General features: G+C 72.1%; 15 protein-coding genes. 9 read left to right on the top strand and 6 right to left on the bottom strand.

The window, feature by feature from the left end; genetic code table 11:
- Positions 1-59 precede the first annotated feature (59 nt).
- Positions 60-1,283: a PLP-dependent aminotransferase family protein gene (locus tag ACGFNI_RS13585; RefSeq protein WP_393683430.1), complete on the bottom strand. Its 1,224-nt coding sequence runs from the start codon at positions 1,281-1,283 to the stop codon at positions 60-62.
- Between the two features lie 154 nt (positions 1,284-1,437).
- Between ACGFNI_RS13585 and ACGFNI_RS13580 the strand changes: the two genes are divergently transcribed.
- Complete coding sequence (locus ACGFNI_RS13580) at positions 1,438-2,316, top strand: hypothetical protein (RefSeq protein ID WP_393683428.1); 879 nt, start codon at positions 1,438-1,440, stop codon at positions 2,314-2,316.
- Positions 2,317-2,406: 90 nt separating this feature from the next.
- On the opposite strand, the gene ACGFNI_RS13575 is transcribed toward ACGFNI_RS13580, so the two are convergent.
- The 3 genes from ACGFNI_RS13575 to ACGFNI_RS13565 all read right to left on the bottom strand — a co-directional run bounded on the left by ACGFNI_RS13575 (position 2,407) and on the right by ACGFNI_RS13565 (position 4,775).
- Entirely contained in the window at positions 2,407-2,616 is a 210-nt protein-coding gene (locus ACGFNI_RS13575; protein ID WP_393683427.1) for a DUF397 domain-containing protein, read from the bottom strand.
- A gap of 213 nt (positions 2,617-2,829) precedes the next feature.
- Entirely contained in the window at positions 2,830-3,696 is an 867-nt protein-coding gene (locus ACGFNI_RS13570) for a helix-turn-helix domain-containing protein (protein ID WP_393683425.1), read from the bottom strand.
- Positions 3,697-3,998: 302 nt separating this feature from the next.
- On the bottom strand, positions 3,999-4,775 hold the full coding sequence (locus tag ACGFNI_RS13565) for a GPP34 family phosphoprotein (RefSeq protein WP_393683423.1): 777 nt from the start codon (positions 4,773-4,775) through the stop codon (positions 3,999-4,001).
- Between the two features lie 239 nt (positions 4,776-5,014).
- Between ACGFNI_RS13565 and ACGFNI_RS13560 the strand changes: the two genes are divergently transcribed.
- On the top strand, positions 5,015-7,888 hold the full coding sequence (locus ACGFNI_RS13560) for a D-alanyl-D-alanine carboxypeptidase family protein (protein ID WP_393683421.1): 2,874 nt from the start codon (positions 5,015-5,017) through the stop codon (positions 7,886-7,888).
- A 222-nt stretch (positions 7,889-8,110) separates the two neighbouring features.
- On the top strand, positions 8,111-9,628 hold the full coding sequence (locus ACGFNI_RS13555) for a glycosyltransferase family 39 protein (RefSeq protein WP_393683420.1): 1,518 nt from the start codon (positions 8,111-8,113) through the stop codon (positions 9,626-9,628).
- 185 nt (positions 9,629-9,813) lie between these two features.
- Here the strand turns inward: ACGFNI_RS13555 and ACGFNI_RS13550 are convergent, their stop codons facing one another.
- Positions 9,814-10,116, bottom strand: a complete 303-nt coding sequence (locus ACGFNI_RS13550; RefSeq protein ID WP_393683418.1) for a hypothetical protein — start codon at positions 10,114-10,116, stop codon at positions 9,814-9,816.
- Positions 10,117-10,666: 550 nt separating this feature from the next.
- Here ACGFNI_RS13550 and ACGFNI_RS13545 point away from each other — a divergent pair.
- Positions 10,667-11,440, top strand: a complete 774-nt coding sequence (locus ACGFNI_RS13545) for a hypothetical protein (RefSeq protein ID WP_393683416.1) — start codon at positions 10,667-10,669, stop codon at positions 11,438-11,440.
- A 320-nt stretch (positions 11,441-11,760) separates the two neighbouring features.
- Entirely contained in the window at positions 11,761-13,047 is a 1,287-nt protein-coding gene (locus tag ACGFNI_RS13540) for a sensor histidine kinase (RefSeq protein WP_393683414.1), read from the top strand.
- A 138-nt stretch (positions 13,048-13,185) separates the two neighbouring features.
- Here ACGFNI_RS13540 and recQ read toward each other — a convergent pair whose 3' ends face one another.
- Positions 13,186-15,243, bottom strand: coding sequence for a DNA helicase RecQ (gene recQ, locus ACGFNI_RS13535; protein WP_393683868.1), 2,058 nt, complete (start codon positions 15,241-15,243; stop codon positions 13,186-13,188).
- Positions 15,244-15,478: 235 nt separating this feature from the next.
- Between recQ and ACGFNI_RS13530 the strand changes: the two genes are divergently transcribed.
- The 4 genes from ACGFNI_RS13530 (at position 15,479) to arsB (ending at position 19,613) form a co-directional block, all read left to right on the top strand.
- Positions 15,479-17,248, top strand: a complete 1,770-nt coding sequence (locus ACGFNI_RS13530) for a sensor histidine kinase (protein ID WP_393683413.1) — start codon at positions 15,479-15,481, stop codon at positions 17,246-17,248.
- A 108-nt stretch (positions 17,249-17,356) separates the two neighbouring features.
- Positions 17,357-18,010 (top strand): response regulator, encoded by a 654-nt coding sequence (locus ACGFNI_RS13525; RefSeq protein WP_393683411.1) that lies wholly within the window; start codon positions 17,357-17,359, stop codon positions 18,008-18,010.
- Positions 18,011-18,183: 173 nt separating this feature from the next.
- Positions 18,184-18,498, top strand: a complete 315-nt coding sequence (locus ACGFNI_RS13520) for an ArsR/SmtB family transcription factor (RefSeq protein ID WP_393683409.1) — start codon at positions 18,184-18,186, stop codon at positions 18,496-18,498.
- Entirely contained in the window at positions 18,495-19,613 is a 1,119-nt protein-coding gene (arsB, locus tag ACGFNI_RS13515) for an ACR3 family arsenite efflux transporter (RefSeq protein WP_393683408.1), read from the top strand. The genes ACGFNI_RS13520 and arsB overlap by 4 nt, the downstream gene beginning before the upstream one ends.
- Positions 19,614-19,620 lie beyond the last annotated feature (7 nt).

Raw genomic sequence — 19,620 nt, 5'->3', positions numbered from 1 at the left:
CGACATACCGCAGTTGGCGCTGTCCGGGATGCGGCGGGGCGGGCCGCGCCCCGCCCTCCTCAGCCCGCCTGGCGGGCCCCGCGCAGCGCCGTGCCCAGCCGGTCCAGGCCCTCGCGGATCTCGTCGGGGGAGTGCGTCACGAACGACAGCCGGACGGCCGTGAGGTCCGGCGGGCCCGCGTAGAACGGCGCACCCGGGACGTACGCGACGTCGTGGCGCACCACATCGGGCAGCAGCGCACCCGCGTCGTACCCGCCCGGCAGCGTCGCCCACACGAACATGCCGCCCGCCGGGTGGTTCCAGCGCGAGCCCGCGGGCAGCGCCGCGCCGAGGCCGCCGAGCAGCGCGTCCCGCCGTGCCCGGTACGCGCCGCGCACCCGCGCCAGGTGGCCGTCGAGGTCCGCGGTCGCCAAGTACCGTGCGGCAGCCGCCTGGTCGACGGTCGAGGTGTGCAGATCGGCGGCCTGTTTGGCGATGACGCAGGCGGGCCGCAGGGCGGCGGGCGCGCGCAGCCAGCCGAGGCGCAGGCCGGGCGCCATCACCTTGGAGAACGAGCCGAGCAGCGCGGTGCGGTCCTCGGCGCCGGGGAAGGACGCGACCCACGGCACCGCGTCGCCGTCGAACCGCAGCTCGCTGTACGGGTCGTCCTCCACGATCCACAGGCCCCGACGCGCCGCGACGGAGGCCACCGCGGCCCGGCGCCCGGCGGACAGCGTCCGGCCGGTCGGGTTCTGGAAGGTCGGCACGAGGTACAGCAGCTTGGGGTTCTCGCGCGCGGCGATCTCGTCCAGCGCCGCCGGATCAAGACCCTCGTCGTCGGTGGGCACCGGCACCACCCGGGCGCCCGCGAGCGAGAAGATCTGGAGCGCGGCCAGGTAGCAGGGGTCCTCGACGAGCACCACGTCATCCGGCTCCAGGAGGGCCGTCGCCAGCAGCGAGAGCCCCTGCTGGGAACCGGTGGTCACCAGCAGGTCGCCGGCGTCCGTCGGCAGCCCCCGCGCGGTGGTGCGCGCCGCGATCGTGGCGCGCAGGCCGGGATCGCCGTCGGTCGGCGAGTACTGGAGGGCGCGCTGCGGCTGCTCGGCCAGTACGTGCTGGAAGGCGGCGGCTATCCCCGCGGCGTCGAACAGTTCGGGCGCGGGCAGCCCGCCGGCGAACGAGATGACCTCGGGGCGGGCGGTGAGCGCCAGGATGTCGCGCACGGGCGAACTGCCGGTCCGCGCCGCACGCGCGGCGAGGCCGGGGGCGGGGGTAAAACCCGGGGTCAGGGGACTGTCCGTCATGGCGACTCCCATCGCTCCTACGCGGTTGACCCGCGCCGGCTTCAGATGACGCAGACCCTAAGCGCCGATCCCCGCGTGCGCAGGGGCGCCCGCATGGTGAGCGTCCGCCCCCCACCCCTCCCTTTCTGACGTTACGTCAGCTACACCTGTCGTCATGACCGGAAACGGGAACCTCCGCGACGCCGCACCGGACCCGGACGGGGCCACCCGCAGCGAGACCTACGGCGAACTGGCCGCCGTCGGCCCCTACGGCGTGCACCCCGGCCATGCGCTGATCACCATGGTCGAACCGCATCCGGGCCAGGAGCGCGCCTACAACCGCTGGTACGAGGACGACCACTACATCGCCGGCGCGATGGCGATGCCGTGGCTCTTCGCGGGCCGCCGCTGGGTCGCCACCCGCGACCTGCAACTGCTGCGCTACCCGGCGGACTCGGCCGTCGCCCGCCCCGTCACGGCCGGCTGCTACCTGACCACCTACTGGATCACCGAGGGGCGCTACGACGACCACATGCGCTGGACCGTCGGCATCAACACCCGCCTCAACCGCGACGACCGCGTCCACCAGGCGCGTACGCACGTCTTCACGGCCTTCCAGGACCACGAGGCGACGGTCTACCGGGACGGCGCGGCGGGCCCGCGGGACTTCCACGCGCTGGACCACCCGTATGCCGGTCTTGTCCTGGAGGTGATCGACGCGGACGGCCCCGAGCAGCGGGCCGAGTTGCTGGCGTGGCTGCGGGAGAGCCATCTGCCGCGGCGGCTCGCGGGCTCGGCGGCGGCGATGGTCACCGTCTTCCGGCCGACGCCGCTGCCCGCCGACCGGATGGCGTACGTGCGGCAGGTCGAGGGTGTCGACACCCGGCTGACGCTGCTGTGGTTTCTCCAGGAGGACCCGCGTCAGGTCTGGGGCGACGGCTTCGCCGGTCTGGGCGCGGAGGTCGCCGCGTCCGGGCGGGGCCGGGTCGAGCTGGTGGCGCCCTTCATCCCGACCGTCCCCGGGACCGACCGGTATGTGTCCGAACTGCGTTGAGCGGACAGGGGCGAGCCCCCTCGGCCGGGACGGCGATCCAGTCGAGAGGGCCCGTTTCTGCGGTACTGCGATGCTGCGGTGGTGTCCGGATCAGGCCAGGTCGAACGTGCCGCCGGCAACGTCCGAAACGAAGGTGTTCCAGGCGGAGTTGTCGAAGGTGAGGCGCGGGCCTTCGGGGTCCTTCGAGTCGCGGACCGCCATGGCTTCGGCGGTCGGCACGGCGATTTCGACGCAGGCGCCGTTACCGCCCGAGTACGAGGACTTCGTCCAGGAGAATGCGGAATTGGGCTGCATATCCATGTTCACTCCGACTCACTCTGAGTTGCCGCGGATTCGGTAGTGCTGACGCTACGCGCCAACATCGCTTGCGGCAGGGGGAGTTCACCCGTCCGAACGGTATATGCCGTGATCTCTTTTCGTGCCGGGCGGGCCAGGTGTACCGTGCAGAATTTTCTACCGGAAGTGCTGATTCCGGCCCTGGCCCGCCCACCGCGAACGCGCCGCCCCGTCAGGTCAGTTCGAGGCGTCCGCGTGCCGCTTGGCGGCCACCGCGATGAACTCGCGGCTCTGCTCGGCGCTCAGCGCCTGCGCCCGCAAATGCTCGTACATGATCGTGTACTTGTTGACGTCGTTGGTCTTCTCCAGATACAGGTCGCTCGTGACGCCCTCGATGTAGACCACGCTCGAATCGGCGGCATCGTCGAATTCGAGAATCGAGAACGTGCCGGACATCCCGGCGTGCGCCCCGGTGTCGTAGGGCAGCACCTGCACCGTCACATGCGGCATGTGGCTCACCTCGACCAGATGCTCCAGCTGCTCGCGCATGATCAGGTGGCTGCCCACCACACGCCGCAGCGCGCTCTCGTCCAGCACCACCCACAGCCGCAGCGGCTTCTCCCGGTCGTTGACCCGCTCCTGACGCCGCAGCCGCACCTGGATGCGCTTCTCCAACTGGTCGGCCGCCAGCTCGGGAACCGCGCCGGGGATGACCGCCTCGGCGTAGTTCGGCGTCTGGAGCAGACCGGGAACCAGCAGCGATTCGTAGACCCGCAGCGAGGCCGCCTCGGTCTCCAGACCGATGTAGACGCTGTACGGGATGTCGCCGAACGCGTGCCACCAGCCCTGCTGTCGCGAGTCCTTGGCCATCTGCATCAGCGATTCGACTATGCGGTGGTCGTCCACCTCATAGACGCCGCACAGGTCGCGGACGTCACGCTGGCTGATACTGCGGCGGCCGTTCTCCAGCCGGCTGATCTTCGACTGGGAGACGAGTAGATGCTCGGCCACCTGCTCCGCCGTCATGCCCTTGAGCTCCCGGAGCCTGCGCAGCTCCTGGCCCAACCGGCGTCGTCTGACGGTGGGGTTGACATGGGACGCCACGGGAACGTGCACCTCCGGGTCCGTACTGCTGTGGTGTTCTGTTCAGCAGAGTGCCACCCGAAGCCGACGCCGCGCAGTGAAATGGACACAGAAGGCGAGCACGCATGCGCGCGGGGTGGCGTACCCGCCGCTCTGAACGACGGCCGATACGCCACCCCGCGCTTGCTGCGGCTCCCGAACGGGCCGGTGGGGACGGTGCTGCGATGCCGCGGTGGTGCGCCGTCACGGCCCGGCGCGCAGGCTCAGCGTGCGCCTGCGCGGTTCACCGTGCGCCGGCGTGGTTCACCGTGCGCCGGCGTGGTTCACCGTGCGCCGACCCGGGCCATGCTCCCGTGCCCGTGCCGGGACTGGCCGGGCACACCGGACGGCTCCGCCGCGGCACGGGCCGGCTGCCGCGCCGGGCCGTGGCCCGCGCCCGCTGCCGAACCCGGGGCCGAAGGGCGCCGTGGTGGGGCCGCCACACCGTTCTGCACGTCCATCACGGCGTGCGCGACCAGGCCGCCCATCGGATCGTGACGGATCAGATCCCGGAGCCGGGAGCGCGATGAACGCCCTTCGTTCCCCGGGTAGAGATGCTTGCCGAGTCCGACCGCGTGGGCCAGCGCGGCAAGCGCCGCGGTCCGCGGGTCCGGCGGTACGCCGGTGCGGATCGCATTGTCCAGCCGGGCCCTGATTTCCCGGCTGATGGCCGTCTCCGTCGCTTGGTAGCGCGTCGTCGGCAGCACCCCGCACATCTGCCCCTCCACGGCGTGGACCATGCCGCAGCGTTCGAGATGCGAGAGATACGTCTGGCGCAGCCCCAGGCGGGGCCCGCCGATCCAGTGGACCGCGCGCACCGGGCTGCCGCGTCGGCGCAGCAGTTCGAGCGCGGAGTCCAGAGTCGGATCTCCGGTCGGCCGTGGCATCACCACGGCGATACGATCCCCGTCTGGGGCTATCCGTCCTGCCAGAGCCAGCTCTACTAGCTGGGCCCCGGCCAGGCCGAGGTCGAGCGACTGCGGCTGCGCTGTGGTGCCCGTGGTCGGGTCCAAAGCGAGCAGCAGAAGCTCCTCCGGAATTGTTCTACGGCTCCTGCCCATCCATGCCTCCCCGCGTGGATGAATGACAGGGTGACCCCTCTCACATTCATCTGTCGAGAGTGCGTGGGGGGTTCGAGAGGGAACCGGTAGGTATGTCGTTCTCGTCTAGCACGTCGGCGGCACCTTCCGTGGGGTGCGGCGGCGGGTGGGACGCGTGGCGGCACGGTAGCGCCTTCGCGGACACAGGACACTTGGGAACACTGGGCCAGGCAGCAGTGCGACGTACGAAGGAGACATCGGTGGCGGGCGAGTCCCCCGACAAGTCGGACAAGAAGCAGTCGTCGGGGGAGACGGCGCGGAGCGGAAGCGATCCGCGCCTGACCGTCTTCCGTGGGGAGCCGGACGAACCGGCGAAGAAGCCGGAGAGGCCGGAGAAGCCGGCGGGGGAGTCGGAGAAGTCGGAGAAGTCGGTGGAGGCGCCGGACGGGGCCGGCGGGGCCGACGGGGCCGGTGGTGCCTCTGAGGGCGCTGAGGCGTCCGGTGCGGCGTCCGCCGAGACGTCCGGGATGCCGGGGGCTTCGGAGGCTGCCGAGGCGTCTGAGGCTTCCGGGGACGCTGCGGACGAGGCAGGCGACGAGGGCGACGCCGACCGGCTGCGGGACGTCGTGGCCGCGTGGGTCGCAGGCAAGGACGAATCCGGTGACGAATCCTCCGATGCCGACCGCTCCGAAGCCGGCGCCGAGCGCCCCGACCGCGATACGGAGGCTGCCGCCGCAAAGCCGGGAGCAAAGGCGGCGGACGGTGCGGACGGCGCTGCGGACGGCGAGGCGAGCGGTGACGTGAAGGGTGACGCCGCGACCGCTGCCGACGCGGGGGCCGAGAGCGAGGGCGCGGCCGGGGTGAAGTCCGGGAGCCCGAAGTCCGGGAGCCCGAAGTCAAAGCGTCCGGCGGCCGAGCGTGCCCGGTCCGCGGTGAAGGGTGACGCCGAGCCGGAGTCCGGAGCCGAGGCCGCGGCCGAGGTCGTGGACCGGCCGACGGCGGTGTTCAAGACCCTGGACGCGAAGCCCGGTGAGGGTGAAGCGCCGGTCGACGACGCCACGCGCACATTTGCCGTCGCGAAGCCCAAGGGCAAGGCGCAGGACAAGACGCAGGACACGGACGCGTCGCAGGGCAAGGGCGAGGAGAAGAGCGCCGGTAAGGGGAAGAAGAAGGAGAAGAAGGGGGAGGGGGAGAGCGGCGGCAGCGAGCCGGACAGCGGGAGCGGTTCGGACGAGGTCCCGGCCGAGCCGGTCGACCAGGCCACCGCCGTCTTCAAGATCACCCCGCCGGAGAAGCTCGCGGGCAAGCCTGCGGCCAAGGCGGATGCCAAGGCCGACAACGGCAAGGCGACCGACGGCAAGGCGGACAAGGCTGAGGCGGACAAGGGCGAGGGCAAGGGCAAGGACAAGGGCGCCGACACGGCGTCCGTCGGCAGCAAGCCCGACGCCAAGCCCGACGCCAAGCCCGCCACGTCCGAGAAGGAATCCGGCAAGGGAGCCGCGAAGGCACCCGAGAAGGAGCCCGGCAAGGCAGCCGAGAAGGACGCCGAGCGCACCAGCCAGTTCATCGCGCTGAAGTCGGACGACATCGGCGCCGAGAAGTCGATCGGCAAGACCGCCGACGGCAAGACCGCAGACAAGACCGCCGACAAGGCTGCCGACAAGGCCGCGGGGAAGACTCCCGCCGCCCCGGAGAAGTCGAAGTCCGCCCCGGAGAAGGCCGGTGCGCAGCCGGCCGCCACCGGAGCCACCGCTGCCGCCACCGGCGCGACCGATGCCAGGCAGCCGCAGCCCGGCGCCGCCGGCGTCCCCGAAGCCGAGCGGACCCGCCAGGAGCCGCTGCCCCCGCTCGACCTGCTCGCGCAGCTCACCAACACCCCGCCGCCGCCCGAGACCACGTTCCGTACGGTCGTGCGCCGGTTCAAGATCTGGACGCCGCTGGTCATCCTGCTGGCGGTCATCTTCGTGGTCGTCCAGTCCGTGCGGACGCTGCCGGCCCCGACGCTCGCCGTCGGCTCGTCGACCGCATTCACGTTCAAGGGCGGCAAGTTCGCCATGCCGTGGCCCGACCAGGGGCAGTCGGCGGCCGAGGTCGTGGGCGTGGGCAGCCTGGGGACGTCGGGCCAGGAGAAGCCGGTGCCGACGGCGAGTGTCGCCAAGGTGATGACGGCCTACGTGATCCTGCGCGACCACCCGCTGAAGGACAAGACCGACAAGGGCGAGACGATCACCATCGACGCCCAGGCGGAGGCCGACTCGAAGAAGAAGGACGAGTCGCGGGTGCCGCTCAAGGAGGGGCAGAAGTTCAACGAGAACCAGATGCTCCAGATGCTGATGATCCCCTCGGGCAACAACGCCGCCCGCCAGCTGGCCCGTTGGGACTCCGGCAGCGAGGCCGCGTTCGTGAAGAAGATGAACACGGCCGCCCAGAAGCTCGGCATGTCCAAGACGACGTACACCGACCCCAGCGGCCTGGACAAGTCGACCGTGAGCACCGCCGTCGACCAACTCAAGCTGGCGGGCGAGGTGATGAAGAACGCGGCCTTCCGCGCCGTCGTCGCCACCGAGAACGTCCAGATCGAGGGCCTGCCCGAGCGGCTCTTCAACAACAACAGCCTGCTCACGACGATGTCGCCCGCCGTGCGCGGCATCAAGACCGGTTCGAGCACGCCGGCCGGCGGCGCGTTCATGTGGGCGGCGTACCACACCGTGGGCGGCAAGGATCAGCTGCTGCTCGGCGTGACGATGGACCAGCGCACCAGCAGCTCCGACCCCAACGCCCACCTCGCGCTCGCCCTGGACAACAGCGCGAAGGTGATCAAGGCGACCAAGGAAGCGCTGGTCTCGGACACCGTGGTGAAGAAGGGGCAGGTCGTCGGCTACGTCGATGACGGCCTCGGCAGCGAGACCCCGGTCGTCGCGACCAAGGACCTCACCGCCGTCGGCTGGCCCGGCATGAAGGCGTCCTTCTCCATCGGCGACGGCGGCAAGACCATCCCGCACGCCGCGAAGGCCGGAACGACGGTCGGCGTCCTGACCGTCGGCAGCGGATCCAGCGAACAGAAGGTGCCGGTCGCGCTCCAGCAGGACCTGACCGAGCCGACGTTCGGCGCGAAGCTGACCCGGATCGGGTGAGCGCAGCGGGGCCCGGTCCACACCGACCGGGCCCCGCCCGCTCCACCCGACAGGCCCAACCGGCCCTCCGCGCCCCGCAGTTACGCGGCCCCGCCCGCTCCTCAGTTCCCCAGGCAATGCGTCCGTACGTGCCCGGAGCCCGCCATCGACGTCACGCAAGCCCAGCAGCCCCACGTATCCGACGGCTCGCCCGCACGAGCGGCACCGGCGGTGCGGAGCGCCGTGGTGCTGGTCCCCGCCGCCCTGATGCTCGCCCTCGGCATGTGGGGCATCCGCCGCGACGGCGCCATGTGGCGGGACGAGGTCGTCACCTTCGACATGGCGCACCGCAGCCCGGCCGGCCTCTGGGCCGCGCTGCAACACGTCGATGTCGTCCACGGCCTCTACTACGCCCTGATGCACGTCTGGTTCGCCGCCTTCGACGCGACCCTCGGGCCGGACGGACTCCTCGGCACGGCGTTCGGCGGCGCCGTCGGCGACACGCTCGGCCAGGACGTGATCGGGCTACGGCTGCCCTCCGTCGCCGCCATGACCGCCGCCGCGGCCGGCGTCGCCCTCCTGGGACAGCGACTGGTCGGCCGCCGGGCGGGACTGGCCGCCGGAGTCGTCTTCGCGCTGATCCCGGTCGTGCAGCAGTACGCGCAGGAGGGCCGCTCCTACGCGATGGTCTGCGCACTGGTCGTCTGGGCGACCTACCTGCTGGTGCGGGCGGCCGGCGAGGCGCGGCGCACACCCGGCAGGCCGCACCGGCTGCTGTGGACCGGCTACGCGGCCCTGATGCTGTGCGCCTGCCTGCTGCACGAGTTCGCCTCCCTGGTGCTGCCCGTGCACGGCGTCGCCCTCATCCTCGGCCGGCTGCCCCGCCGCACCCTGCGGACCTGGGCGTACGCCGCCTTCGCGGTACTGGCCGGGCTGGCACCGCTCGCCGTCTTCAGCACCCGGCAGACGGCACAGATCAGTTGGCTGATGTGGCCCGACCCTGTCCAACTGCTCACCTTCGCCGTCCTCGCGGTCGCCGGCATCGGCTGCTCGCGCGTGGCGGTGCGCTCCCGCGGCCCCATCGGACTGCGCGCCATCGGCCTCCCCCTGCTCCTCCTCCCCACCCTCCTCCTCTTCCTCCTCTCCCACGCCGAACCCGCCTACGTCGACCGCTACGTCCTCTACTACGTCGCCGGCTTCGCCCTGCTGGCCGGCGCCGCCCTGGCCCGGCTGCTGCGCCCGCCCGGCGAACAGGGCCAGACCCGCGGCCGGCGGCTGGGCAGAACCCTGGTGGCGGCCCTGGTCCTCGTGGCGCTGCTGCCCGTCGACGTCCATCTGCGCAGCCCGGACAGCCGGGTCGACGACGCCACCGCCGTCGCCCGCGCCGTACAGGAACTGGCCGCGCCCGGCGACGGCTTGCTGTTCACACCGGCCAGGCGCCGCATCTGGGTGGCTGCCCACCCGGACGCCTACCAGGGGCTGCGCGATCTCGCCCTGGACCGCAGCCCGGTGGCCTCCCACACCCTCTACGGCACCGAACGCTCCGGCGACACCGTCAGCGACCGGATGCTCGCCACCCGCCACCTCGTCGTCGTCGGCGACCCGCACGGCCAGCCGACCGACACCAACGACCAGGAAATCGCCAAACGCACCACGCTGCGCAACGCGTTCGTCCTCTGCCACAGCAAGGAGGTACACGGCGCCCGGGTGGCGGTGTATGCGCGGAAGGGGAGCGGTGGGTGTGCGGGGCGGATGAGGTGATGGGGGATGGGTGAGGTGATGGGGGACGGGTGATGCGGGACGGATGAGGGGGTGAGGTGGGGGATGGTGCCGTTGACCCTGGGGAACCGGCTTGTGTGCACGGCCCGGGGGAGCGGGCCGTGAGCTGAAAGGCCGGGAGGGTTTCCCCGCCCGGCCGCACCGTCGAACCCGCCGTCGCCGGCGGCTCACTCCGGCCGACGCACCGCCGTCGCCGTCCGGCCCGTCGCGGGGCGCCGCCGCCGCATCGACAGACCCACCGCCGCGGCGCCCAGCGCGCCCACGCCGCCGAGCAGTCCGGCCGCGGGCAGGTGCCCGGCCTTCTCCGCCAGTCCGGCCAGTCCGTCGTCCGGGAGCATGATCGACGTACGGCTGCCGGTCGGCGCGGTGGAATCGGCCGCGAAGGCGGCACCCGTGGGCAGCAGCAGGAGCGCGAGCGCACCGGTGGCGACGGCGGCGGTACGGATCACGGAGCGGCGCTGGGCCGGCATGGGGGTACTCCTCGTCGTGGGCGGACCGGGTCCGCCGGAAGGCTGTGTGCGGGGCCGCCGCACCGATGACGGCGGCAGCCACGGCCGAACTGACAGGGGCAACGCTACGGAGAGATCTTCACGGCGATCCCTCCATCGTGTAACAGTCACCAAGATCTCTTGGTGCGGTCCCGTCACGGAATGGCCCTCCTGAACCTTCCTCCCGCCGCCATCTTGGGTAGCTTGGTCAAGCTATGTACCGGTATGGGAAAGGTCGTGCGGGCACTCGGGTACGCGGGGCGTACCGGCCTGTGGCCTGCGGTTTTCGAGCGTCCGGGGCGGCGGTCCCGGGGGCGCGTGGGCCGTGGGCGTGTGAGCGGTGGGCGCGGGGCCTTGTGACGCGGGGCTTGTTGGTGCGCGGCTGTGCGGTGCGGAGCTTGTTGGCGCGCGGCCGGCGGGCGCGCGCCGCCGCTCGCGCCCTTCGCCACCCGCGTACGTCCTGCCGACGGTGCGCCGTACGCGCCCGGTACGACGCCATCCGGCACCACACCCCACGGAGGGCGGTGACCGCATGCGGCAACGGGCGACGCTGACCCTCGCGGCGCTGGCTTCGCTCGCCCTCGTGGCGGGGTGCGCGGGGCTGGAGGGGCTGCAGAGCGACGGGCAGGCCAGGGACGTGAAGGCGCCGCTCGCCCTGTGGGCCGGTCACTCGCCCGCACCCCTTGGGCGGGACGAGAATCCGGCAGTCCTCAAGGCGGTGCCGGGCGTCCCGCACGTCCCGAGCGGCAGCATGGCCGACGCCGACCCGCTCACCGTCCTCGACGCCGACCTGACCGACGACGGGCGTCCGCCGCCGAACCCGAAATCCGTCCGCCGGCCCGTGCTGCACGACCTCACCGACGACGGCAAACCCGACCTGATCATGGCCGTGGACGTCGACAGCCGCACCAGCGAACTGCGTGTCTACAGCGTCCGCCACCAGGTCGTGACCCGCGTGCTGGCGCTGCGCGGGGTCCTGGCAGGCGTCGAACTGGCAGCCGGGCACCTCGCCGTGCGCGAACCGACCAAGGACCCGCGCTACGTCAGCGTCACCGACTACCTCTGGGACGACGGCCAGATGACCCTGTGGGACCTCACCCTCGACGAGGCCCGCAAACCCCAGCCGGCCCACAGTGGCGGGGGTGGGGCGGTTACTCCGGCTCCGGCTACTCCGGCTCCGGGCACTCCTGCTCCGGCTGCTCCGGCTCCTGCCCCGGGCCCTCCCTCCCCTCCCTCCCCGCCCCCACCCTCCCCACCGCCACCCCCGCCCCAAGATCCGGAGTCGCCTCGCGGAGCCCCCCGGTGAGGCACCCCAAATGGCGAAAGCGCACGGACCGCACCAGCCGGACGGACCGCACCGGCCGCACGGACCGAATAGGCCGTGCGGACGACGACCGCACGGACCCGACAGCCCGCACGGGCGACGACCCTGCGGACCGAAGAGACGGCCCGGCCCCGGACCGCGCACACCGGAGCCCAGACCCCCTGCACCACCCCGGCCACTCCCATCACACCGGGCCCTCACACCACCCCGGCCCCGGGCACAGCCCCGCCCCCGGGCACAACCCCGACCCCCCGCGCCGCTTCCAGCTCCCGCGCCGCTTCCGGCCCCCGCATCGCCTCGGTGTGCGCCGCGCCGCGGTCTCCCTTCGCTGGAAGATCGCGTTGACCGTGACGGCGGTGTGCTGCGCGGTCGCCGCCGTGCTCGGGGTGCTGGTGCACAACGCCGTGGCCCATCAGACCGTCGGTCAGGTGCGCAAGGAGACCCGTGCGGACCTCGACACCGCGCTGGACCTCTTCGAGTACGGAACGTCCCGCGAAGGCATCAACTCCGTCCTGGACCCGCCCGAACTCCCCGCGCCGCTACGCCGGTTGGCGCGCGACGGCAAACGCGGCAGCATGGTGGGTACGTATCGGGGGCAGCCCGTCATGTGGGCCGCGGCGCCGGCGGGCGACCAGATCATGGCCGTGTGGTCGCCGTACGGCAACACCCGGCGCTCCCTGGAGACGTTCGACACCGCCATCCTCGGCTCGGCGATCCTGGCCGCGACCGCCGTCGCACTCGCCGGGCTGTTCCTCGCCCAGCGCATCAGCCGCCGCCTGACCAGCACGGCCGCCGTCGCCCGCCGGATCACCGCGGGTGATCTGGACGCACGGGTCGGGGACGCGCAGGCCCATGGGACGCGACGCCGCGGCACGGCCGGGCGCGACGAGGTGGCCGCGGTGGCGGCGGCCCTGGACTCCGTGGCGGGCTCGCTGCAGAGCCGCCTCCAGGCCGAGCAGCGGTTCACCGCGGACGTCGCCCACGAGCTGCGTACCCCGCTCACCGGAATCCTCGCCTCCGCGGAGCTGCTTCCTGAGGGCCGCCCCAAGGAGATGATCAACGACCGCCTGCGGGCGCTGCACCGGCTGACCGAAGACCTCCTGGAGATCTCCCGCCTCGACTCCGGCACCGAGCGCGCCGACCTCGACTCGTACGACCTCGGCGCGCTGGTCGAGCGCAGTGTCCGGGCCACCGGCCTCGACACCGAGGTGCGCATCGAGGCCGCCGCGGTCGTCGAAACGGACCGGCGGCGCCTGGACCGTATCCTCACCAACCTCGTCGTCAACGCGCACCGCCACGGCCGGCCCCCGGTCGTGGTCACCGTCGGCGCAGCACCCGACGGCGCTCCCACCGTCGAGGTGCGCGACCACGGTCCTGGCTACTCCGACGACCTGCTGCACCACGGTCCGCAGCGGTTCCGCACCGACGCTCCCGGCCGCGGCAAGGGCCACGGCCTCGGCCTGACCATCGCCGTCGGCCAGGCCGCGGTCCTCGGCATCACTCTCCGCTTCGACAACGCCCCCGACGGCGGCGCCCGCACCCTCCTGCATCTGTCTCACCCTTCCCCCGTACATCCCCGTACCCCCTGACCCGCCACAGCGCGGACGACCACCTGCCGCCCCCGCCCCCCGCACGGCAGGCACCGTCCGCCCCCCCGCACCGGCAGGCGCCGTCCGGCCGCTGCTCACGCCCGAGGTCCCCCGTCACCCCCCGTCATCCCCCTGTGCTCACCAATCGATGTCCTCCGGTTCCGGCGCGTCCCAGTCCTCCGGCGGGGCCTCGTCCGTCGTCGGCGCGGCTGCGGTTGCGGCCGGGCCGCGTGACCCCGTCGCCCCGGGGGCGGCGCCCGTGCCCGTACGCGCTGCGGGTGCGGCAGTGGCGGCGGCACCGCCGCTCGGTGCGGGGGCTTCGGTGGTCTCGCCCGCCGGTTCGTCCCGTCCGGCCAGCACGTCCAGGATCGCCTGGCCGTACTTCGCGAGCTTGTTCTCGCCGACGCCGTTGATCGTGCCCAGCTCGGCGGTGGTCGTCGGCTGAGCGAGGGCGATCTCCCGCAGCGTGGCGTCGTGGAAGATCACGTATGCCGGGACGCCCTGTTCCTTGGCCGTGCGGCCCCGCCAGGACCGCAGCGTCTCGAAGGCCGGCAGCGCGGCCTCCGGCAGATCGACCGGCGCCCGGCGTCCCTTCGAGCCGGACTTCGCCTTCGCGGCGCGCGGCGCCTTCTCCGGCTCCCGCCGCATCGCCACCTCACGCCCGCCGCGCAGCACCTCACCGCTCGCCTCGGTCAGCACCAGCGTGCCGTAGTCGCCCTCGACGGCGAGCAGTCCCTGCGCCAGCAACTGCCGTACGACGCCCCGCCATTCGGTGTCCTTGAGCTCTTCGCCGATCCCGAAGACGCTCAGGCCGTCGTGGTCGAACTGGATGACCTTCGCGGTCTTGCGGCCGAGCAGAATGTCGATGATCTGGCCGGCCCCGAACTTCTGCCCCCGCTCACGCTTGAGCCGCACGATCGTCGACAGCAGCTTCTGCGCGGGGACCGTGCCGTCCCAGGTCTGCGGCGGCGCCAGGCAGGTGTCGCAGTTGCCGCACGGGGTGCTCTCCTGGCCGAAGTACGCCAGCAGCCGCACCCGTCGGCACTGCACCGTCTCGCAGAGCGCGAGCATCGCGTCGAGGTGCGCCGACAGCCGCCGCCTGTGCGCGTCGTCGCCCTCCGAACCGTCGATCATCTTCCGCTGCTGCACCACGTCCTGCAGCCCGTACGCCAGCCACGCCGTCGACGGCTGCCCGTCACGTCCGGCGCGACCGGTCTCCTGGTAGTAGCCCTCCACGGACTTCGGCAGGTCCAGGTGCGCGACGAACCGCACATCAGGCTTGTCGATGCCCATTCCGAACGCGATGGTGGCCACCACGACAAGCCCGTCCTCCCGCAGGAAGCGCGACTGGTGCTCGGCGCGCACCCGGGCGTCGAGACCGGCGTGGTAGGGCACGGCATCGATGCCGTTCTGCACCAGGAACTGGGCGGTCTTCTCCACCGAGGCGCGCGAGAGGCAGTAGACGATGCCGGCGTCCTGGGCGTGCTCGGTCCGCAGCAGTTCCAGCAGCTGCCGCTTCGGCTCGTTCTTCGGAGCGATCCGGTACTGGATGTTGGGCCGGTCGAAGCTCGCCACGAAATGGCGGGCGTCCTCCATCTTCAGCCGCGAGGTGATCTCGGCGTGCGTCGCTCCCGTGGCGGTGGCGGTCAGCGCGATGCGCGGCACATCGGGCCAGCGTTCGTGCAGCATCGACAGGGCCAGGTAGTCGGGCCTGAAGTCGTGGCCCCACTGGGCGACACAGTGCGCCTCGTCGATCGCGAAGAGCGAGATCTTGCCGCGGTCGAGCAGATTCAGCGTCTGCTCGACCCGCAGCCGCTCCGGGGCGAGATACAGCAGATCGAGTTCCCCGGAGAGGAACTCGGCCTCCACCAGCCGCCGCTCCTCGAAGTCCTGCGTCGAATTGAGGAACCCGGCCCGCACCCCGAGCGCCCGCAGCGCGTCGACCTGGTCCTGCATCAACGCGATCAGCGGCGAGATCACCACGCCGACCCCGGGCCGCACCAGCGACGGAATCTGGTAGCACAGCGACTTGCCGCCACCGGTCGGCATCAGGACGACGGCGTCCCCGCCCCCGACGACATGCTCGATGATGTCCTGCTGGCTTCCGCGGAACGCGTCGTACCCGAAGACGCGGCGCAGCACCTGCACCGCCTCGCCGGTCTCCGTCGCGTCCCCTGCCTCCCTGCCCTCGGCCATCGCCACGTTCACGTCCACGTTCACATCCACGTCCGCCTCACCCATGCCTGAAGCGTACGAGCAATTCGACCACCCGCGTCGAGCCTGTGGATAACTCAGCCGTCGCCACCGCCACCGTGCTACCCGCGCCCCGCCCGATAGCTTCCGCCCCTGCCCCCGCCCCGAGACTTTCGTCTCCGCCGGCAACGACCAAAGGCCGCTGCCCCGGCATGCGGGAGCCCTCTACCGTGGCTGGGTGAGACTCCTGAAACGTACCGACGACCCCGCCGAGCCGGCTGCCCGTACGCCGGCGCGGGTGCCGCTCCGGGCGGCGCAGCGGCTGGCCGGCGCCGTCGGGGGCCTCTTCGCCCCCGGGATGTGGCCCCCCGGGCGGATCGCCGGTGAGATGCTGCTCAGCGCGGTGCTGGGGCTGCTGGGCGCGGGCGCCGAGAGTCTGGACGGCGCAAGCCCGGTGCGGATCGCCGCCGTCGCGGTGGCCGCCGCGCTGCTGTCGCTCCTGCGCCGCGCCCTGCCCGCAGGCACGCTGCTGGTGGCGAGCGCCGGGGCGGGCGCCTGGGCCGGTTTCGTCCCGCTCGTCCTTATCGCCTCCTGGTCGGCGGGCCGGCGGGTCGCGCCGCCGGGCCGGGCGGCCGGCACGTTCGCCCTCGCCTACCTCCTCGCCCTTCTCTCCCCGCCACTCCTCTGGAACTTCTCCCTCTCCGACCTCGTCTTCGGCGCGCTGCTGCTGCTGGCCGTGATGGTCGTGCCCGGACTCGTCGGCCGCTACTGGACGCAGAACCGCACCCTCGCGGACATGCTGCACGAGTACCACGCCCAACTGCTGCGCGAGCGCGAGATGGTCGTCTCCCAGGCCAGGCTGCGGGAGCGCCAGCGCATCGCGCAGGACATGCACGACAGCCTCGGCCACCACCTCGCCCTCATCTCGGTGCACACCGGCGCACTGGAGGTCGGCCCCGGGCTGACCGGCCGGCAGCGGGAGACCGTGGGCGTGCTGCGCGAGGCGTCGGTGGCCGCGATGCGGGAGTTGCGCGAGGTCGTGGGGCTGCTGCGGGACGGCACGGAGATGCCCGAAGCGGCGGCGGACACCCGGGCCGCACCGGGGGGAGTCGACGCCATCGAGGGCCTGGCGGTGACGTCGCGGAGCACCGGGACGGCCGTGGAACTGCGGCGCACCGGCGCACCGTGGCCGCTCACTCAGGCCGCAGGGCACGCGGCGTACCGCATCGCCCAGGAGGGCCTGACCAACGCCCACAAGCACGCGCCGGGCGCACCGATCACCCTCACCCTGCGCTACGACACGGACGCGCTGGCCGTGGAGGTCGTCAACGGCCCGGTGCCCGCGCCCGTGCACCCCGACAGGGGCGTGGTGAGCGGCGGCCAGGGCCTGGCCGGACTCGCCGAGCGGGCCCGGCTGGCCGGCGGCATCGTGCACGCGGGCCCCACGGACGACGGCGGTTTCCGGCTGGCAGGTGTGCTGCCGCGCACCGCGACGGAAGGCGGCGCGCCCGTACCGGCACCGTCACCGTTCGTCGCACCGCAGGACGACTTCCGGGGGCAGACGCCGGCCGGCTTCCCCGGTGACAGTGGCTCCTTCATCCACCGGAACGGTCTGCCGAAGGAGCTGGTGAAGGCAGTGAGCAGGAACAGGCGACGCAAGGGCGTGGCCATCGGGTGCGGAGTGCTGGCGCTGATCGCCGTGGCCGTCGTCGTCGCCCTCGCGGTAGTGATCTTCCGCGGTCTGGACAGGGGCATGATCGAGCGGAAGGAGTACGACGCGGTGAAGGTGGGACAGTCCGAGGCGGCGGTGCGCAAGCAGCTGCCTGACGGCAGGACGTTCCTGACCGCTGACCTGGACAAGGGCGCGCCGCCCGAGCCCCACGGGGTCACCTGCCTGAGCCTGATGTCCTCGGAAAGCCTGGACAGGACGGACGGCGACGTCGTCTTCCGCTTCTGCTTCAGGAACGACAAGCTGGTCGAGAAGAAGACCTTCGAGGTCGCGTCGTAAGGGGTGTGCCGGCGGTGCCGCAAGCCCTGGCCCCCGGGCGGGCCGCCGGGTCATGGATGATGGCGGGGCACCCGTCCGCATGACCGCCCGAAGGCCCGCAGGAGAGTCGTGATCAGGGTTCTCATCACGGATGACGAGCCGCTCATCCGCGCCGGTATCAGGCTGATCCTCAACTCCGCCGACGACATCGACGTCGTCGCCGAGGCGGCGGACGGCCGCGAGGCGGTCGAACTGGCCTGCACCCACCGGGCGGACGTCGTACTGCTCGACATCCAGATGCCGGTCATGGACGGCCTGACGGCGTTGGCCGAACTCCGCCGGGCCGTCCCCGGAGCGCACGTCCTGATCCTCACGACGTTCGGCGTGCAGGAGAACGTCCTGCGGGCCCTCTCGGAGGGCAGCGCGGGCTTCCTGCTGAAGGATTCGGCCCCGGCGGAACTCATCGGCGCGGTACGCGCCGCCGCGGCAGGCGACGCCTACCTGTCACCCGGAGCCACCCGGCACGTCGTGAACTCCCTGGCGGCCGGCGCCTCCGCCCACCGCGCCGAACAGGCACGCCGGCGCCTCGACGCCCTGACCGAACGGGAGCTGGCCGTCCTGGAACTGCTCGGCGAGGGCCTCTCCAACGCGGACGCGGGCCGCCGGATCCACATGAGCGAGGCCACGGTCAAGACGTACGTGAGCCGCATCCTCGCCAAGCTCCACTGCGACAACCGCGTACAGGCAGCCCTCCTGGCACGGGACGCGGGCCTCGGCGCCTGACCTCGACACGGCCTCCGGCAGGCTGACCCGGCCGGGCTCTCCCGGATCTCTCCCGGATCCTGTCCCGGACCCTTCCCGGCTCTCTCCCGGATCTTTCCCGGCTCTCTTGAGACGCGAATCGCCTCACCGCCGCCCGATGGCGTCAGCCGCCACCGACATGAGAACATCAGCCCATGCTGACGTCAGTAGACACTGATCTGATCCGGGTGCTCGCGGATCCGCTCAGGCTCCGCATCGTGACCCTGCTCGCCCAGGAGACCCTCTGCACGACGCACCTGGTCGAGGAGACCGGGGCCCGGCAGACCAACCTCTCCAACCACCTGCGCGTGCTGCGCGAGGCCGGCGTCGTGGAGACCGAGCCGTGCGGACGCTTCACGTACTACCGGCTGCGGCCCGACGTCATCGAGACGGTGGCCGGCGCCTTCGCGGACCTGGCCGCCGCCGCCCGCGCCACCGGCGCCGCCGACAGAAAGCGGGCCTGCCCGTGACCTCCGCCGATACCGCAGCGACCACGGCACCCGAGACCGGCGTCGTCGCCGAACTCTCCACCCTGGACCGCTTCCTGGCCGTCTGGATCCTCATCGCGATGGGCGCCGGGCTCGGCCTGGGGCGGCTGATCCCCGGCCTGAACGACGCCCTGGCGAAGATCGAGATCGGCGGGATCTCCCTGCCGATCGGCATCGGGCTGCTCGTCATGATGTACCCGGTGCTCGCGAAGGTCCGCTACGACCGGCTCGACACCGTCACCGGCGACCGGAAGCTGATGGTGTCCTCGCTGGTCATCAACTGGATCGTCGGCCCCGCTGTGATGTTCGCGCTGGCCTGGATCTTCCTGCCCGACCTGCCCGAGTACCGCACCGGCCTGATCATCGTCGGCCTGGCCCGCTGCATCGCCATGGTGATCATCTGGAACGACCTGGCCCGCGGCGACCGCGAGGCCGCCGCCGTCCTCGTCGCCCTCAACTCCGTCTTCCAGGTCATCGCCTTCGGCCTGCTCGGCTGGCTCTACCTGGACCTGCTGCCGCGCTGGCTCCACCTCGGAAACGGCCAGGGCCTCGACGTCTCCATGTGGCACATCGCCCTCAACGTCATCGTCTTCCTCGGCATCCCGCTGCTGGCCGGCTTCCTGACCCGCCGCATCGGCGAGAAGAAGATGGGCCGCGAAGGCTACGAGCAGCGATTCCTGCCCGGGATCGGCCCCTGGGCCCTCTACGGCCTGCTCTTCACGATCGTCATCCTCTTCGCCCTCCAGGGGAAGACGATCACCTCGCAGCCCCTGGATGTCGTCCGCATCGCGCTGCCCCTCCTGGTGTACTTCGCGGTCATGTTCTTCGGCACCTTCCTCCTCGGCAAGGGCCTGGGGATGGCCTACGACCGCACCGCCACGCTCGCCTTCACCGCGGCGGGCAACAACTTCGAACTCGCCATCGCCGTCGCCATCGCCACCTTCGGCGTCACCTCGGGACAGGCGCTCTCCGGAGTCGTCGGCCCGCTCATCGAAGTGCCCGTCCTGATCGCCCTGGTCCACGTATCCCTGGCCTGGCGCCGGAAGTTCACCCCCGCACCGCAGGCCACACCCGCCACCGGCCGGGGCCTCCCGTGAACAGCCG

It is taken from the genome of Streptomyces sp. NPDC048644 (genome assembly GCF_043199105.1).
GTDB lineage: Bacteria > Actinomycetota > Actinomycetes > Streptomycetales > Streptomycetaceae > Streptomyces.
This window is presented reverse-complemented; position numbering and strand designations above follow the sequence as displayed.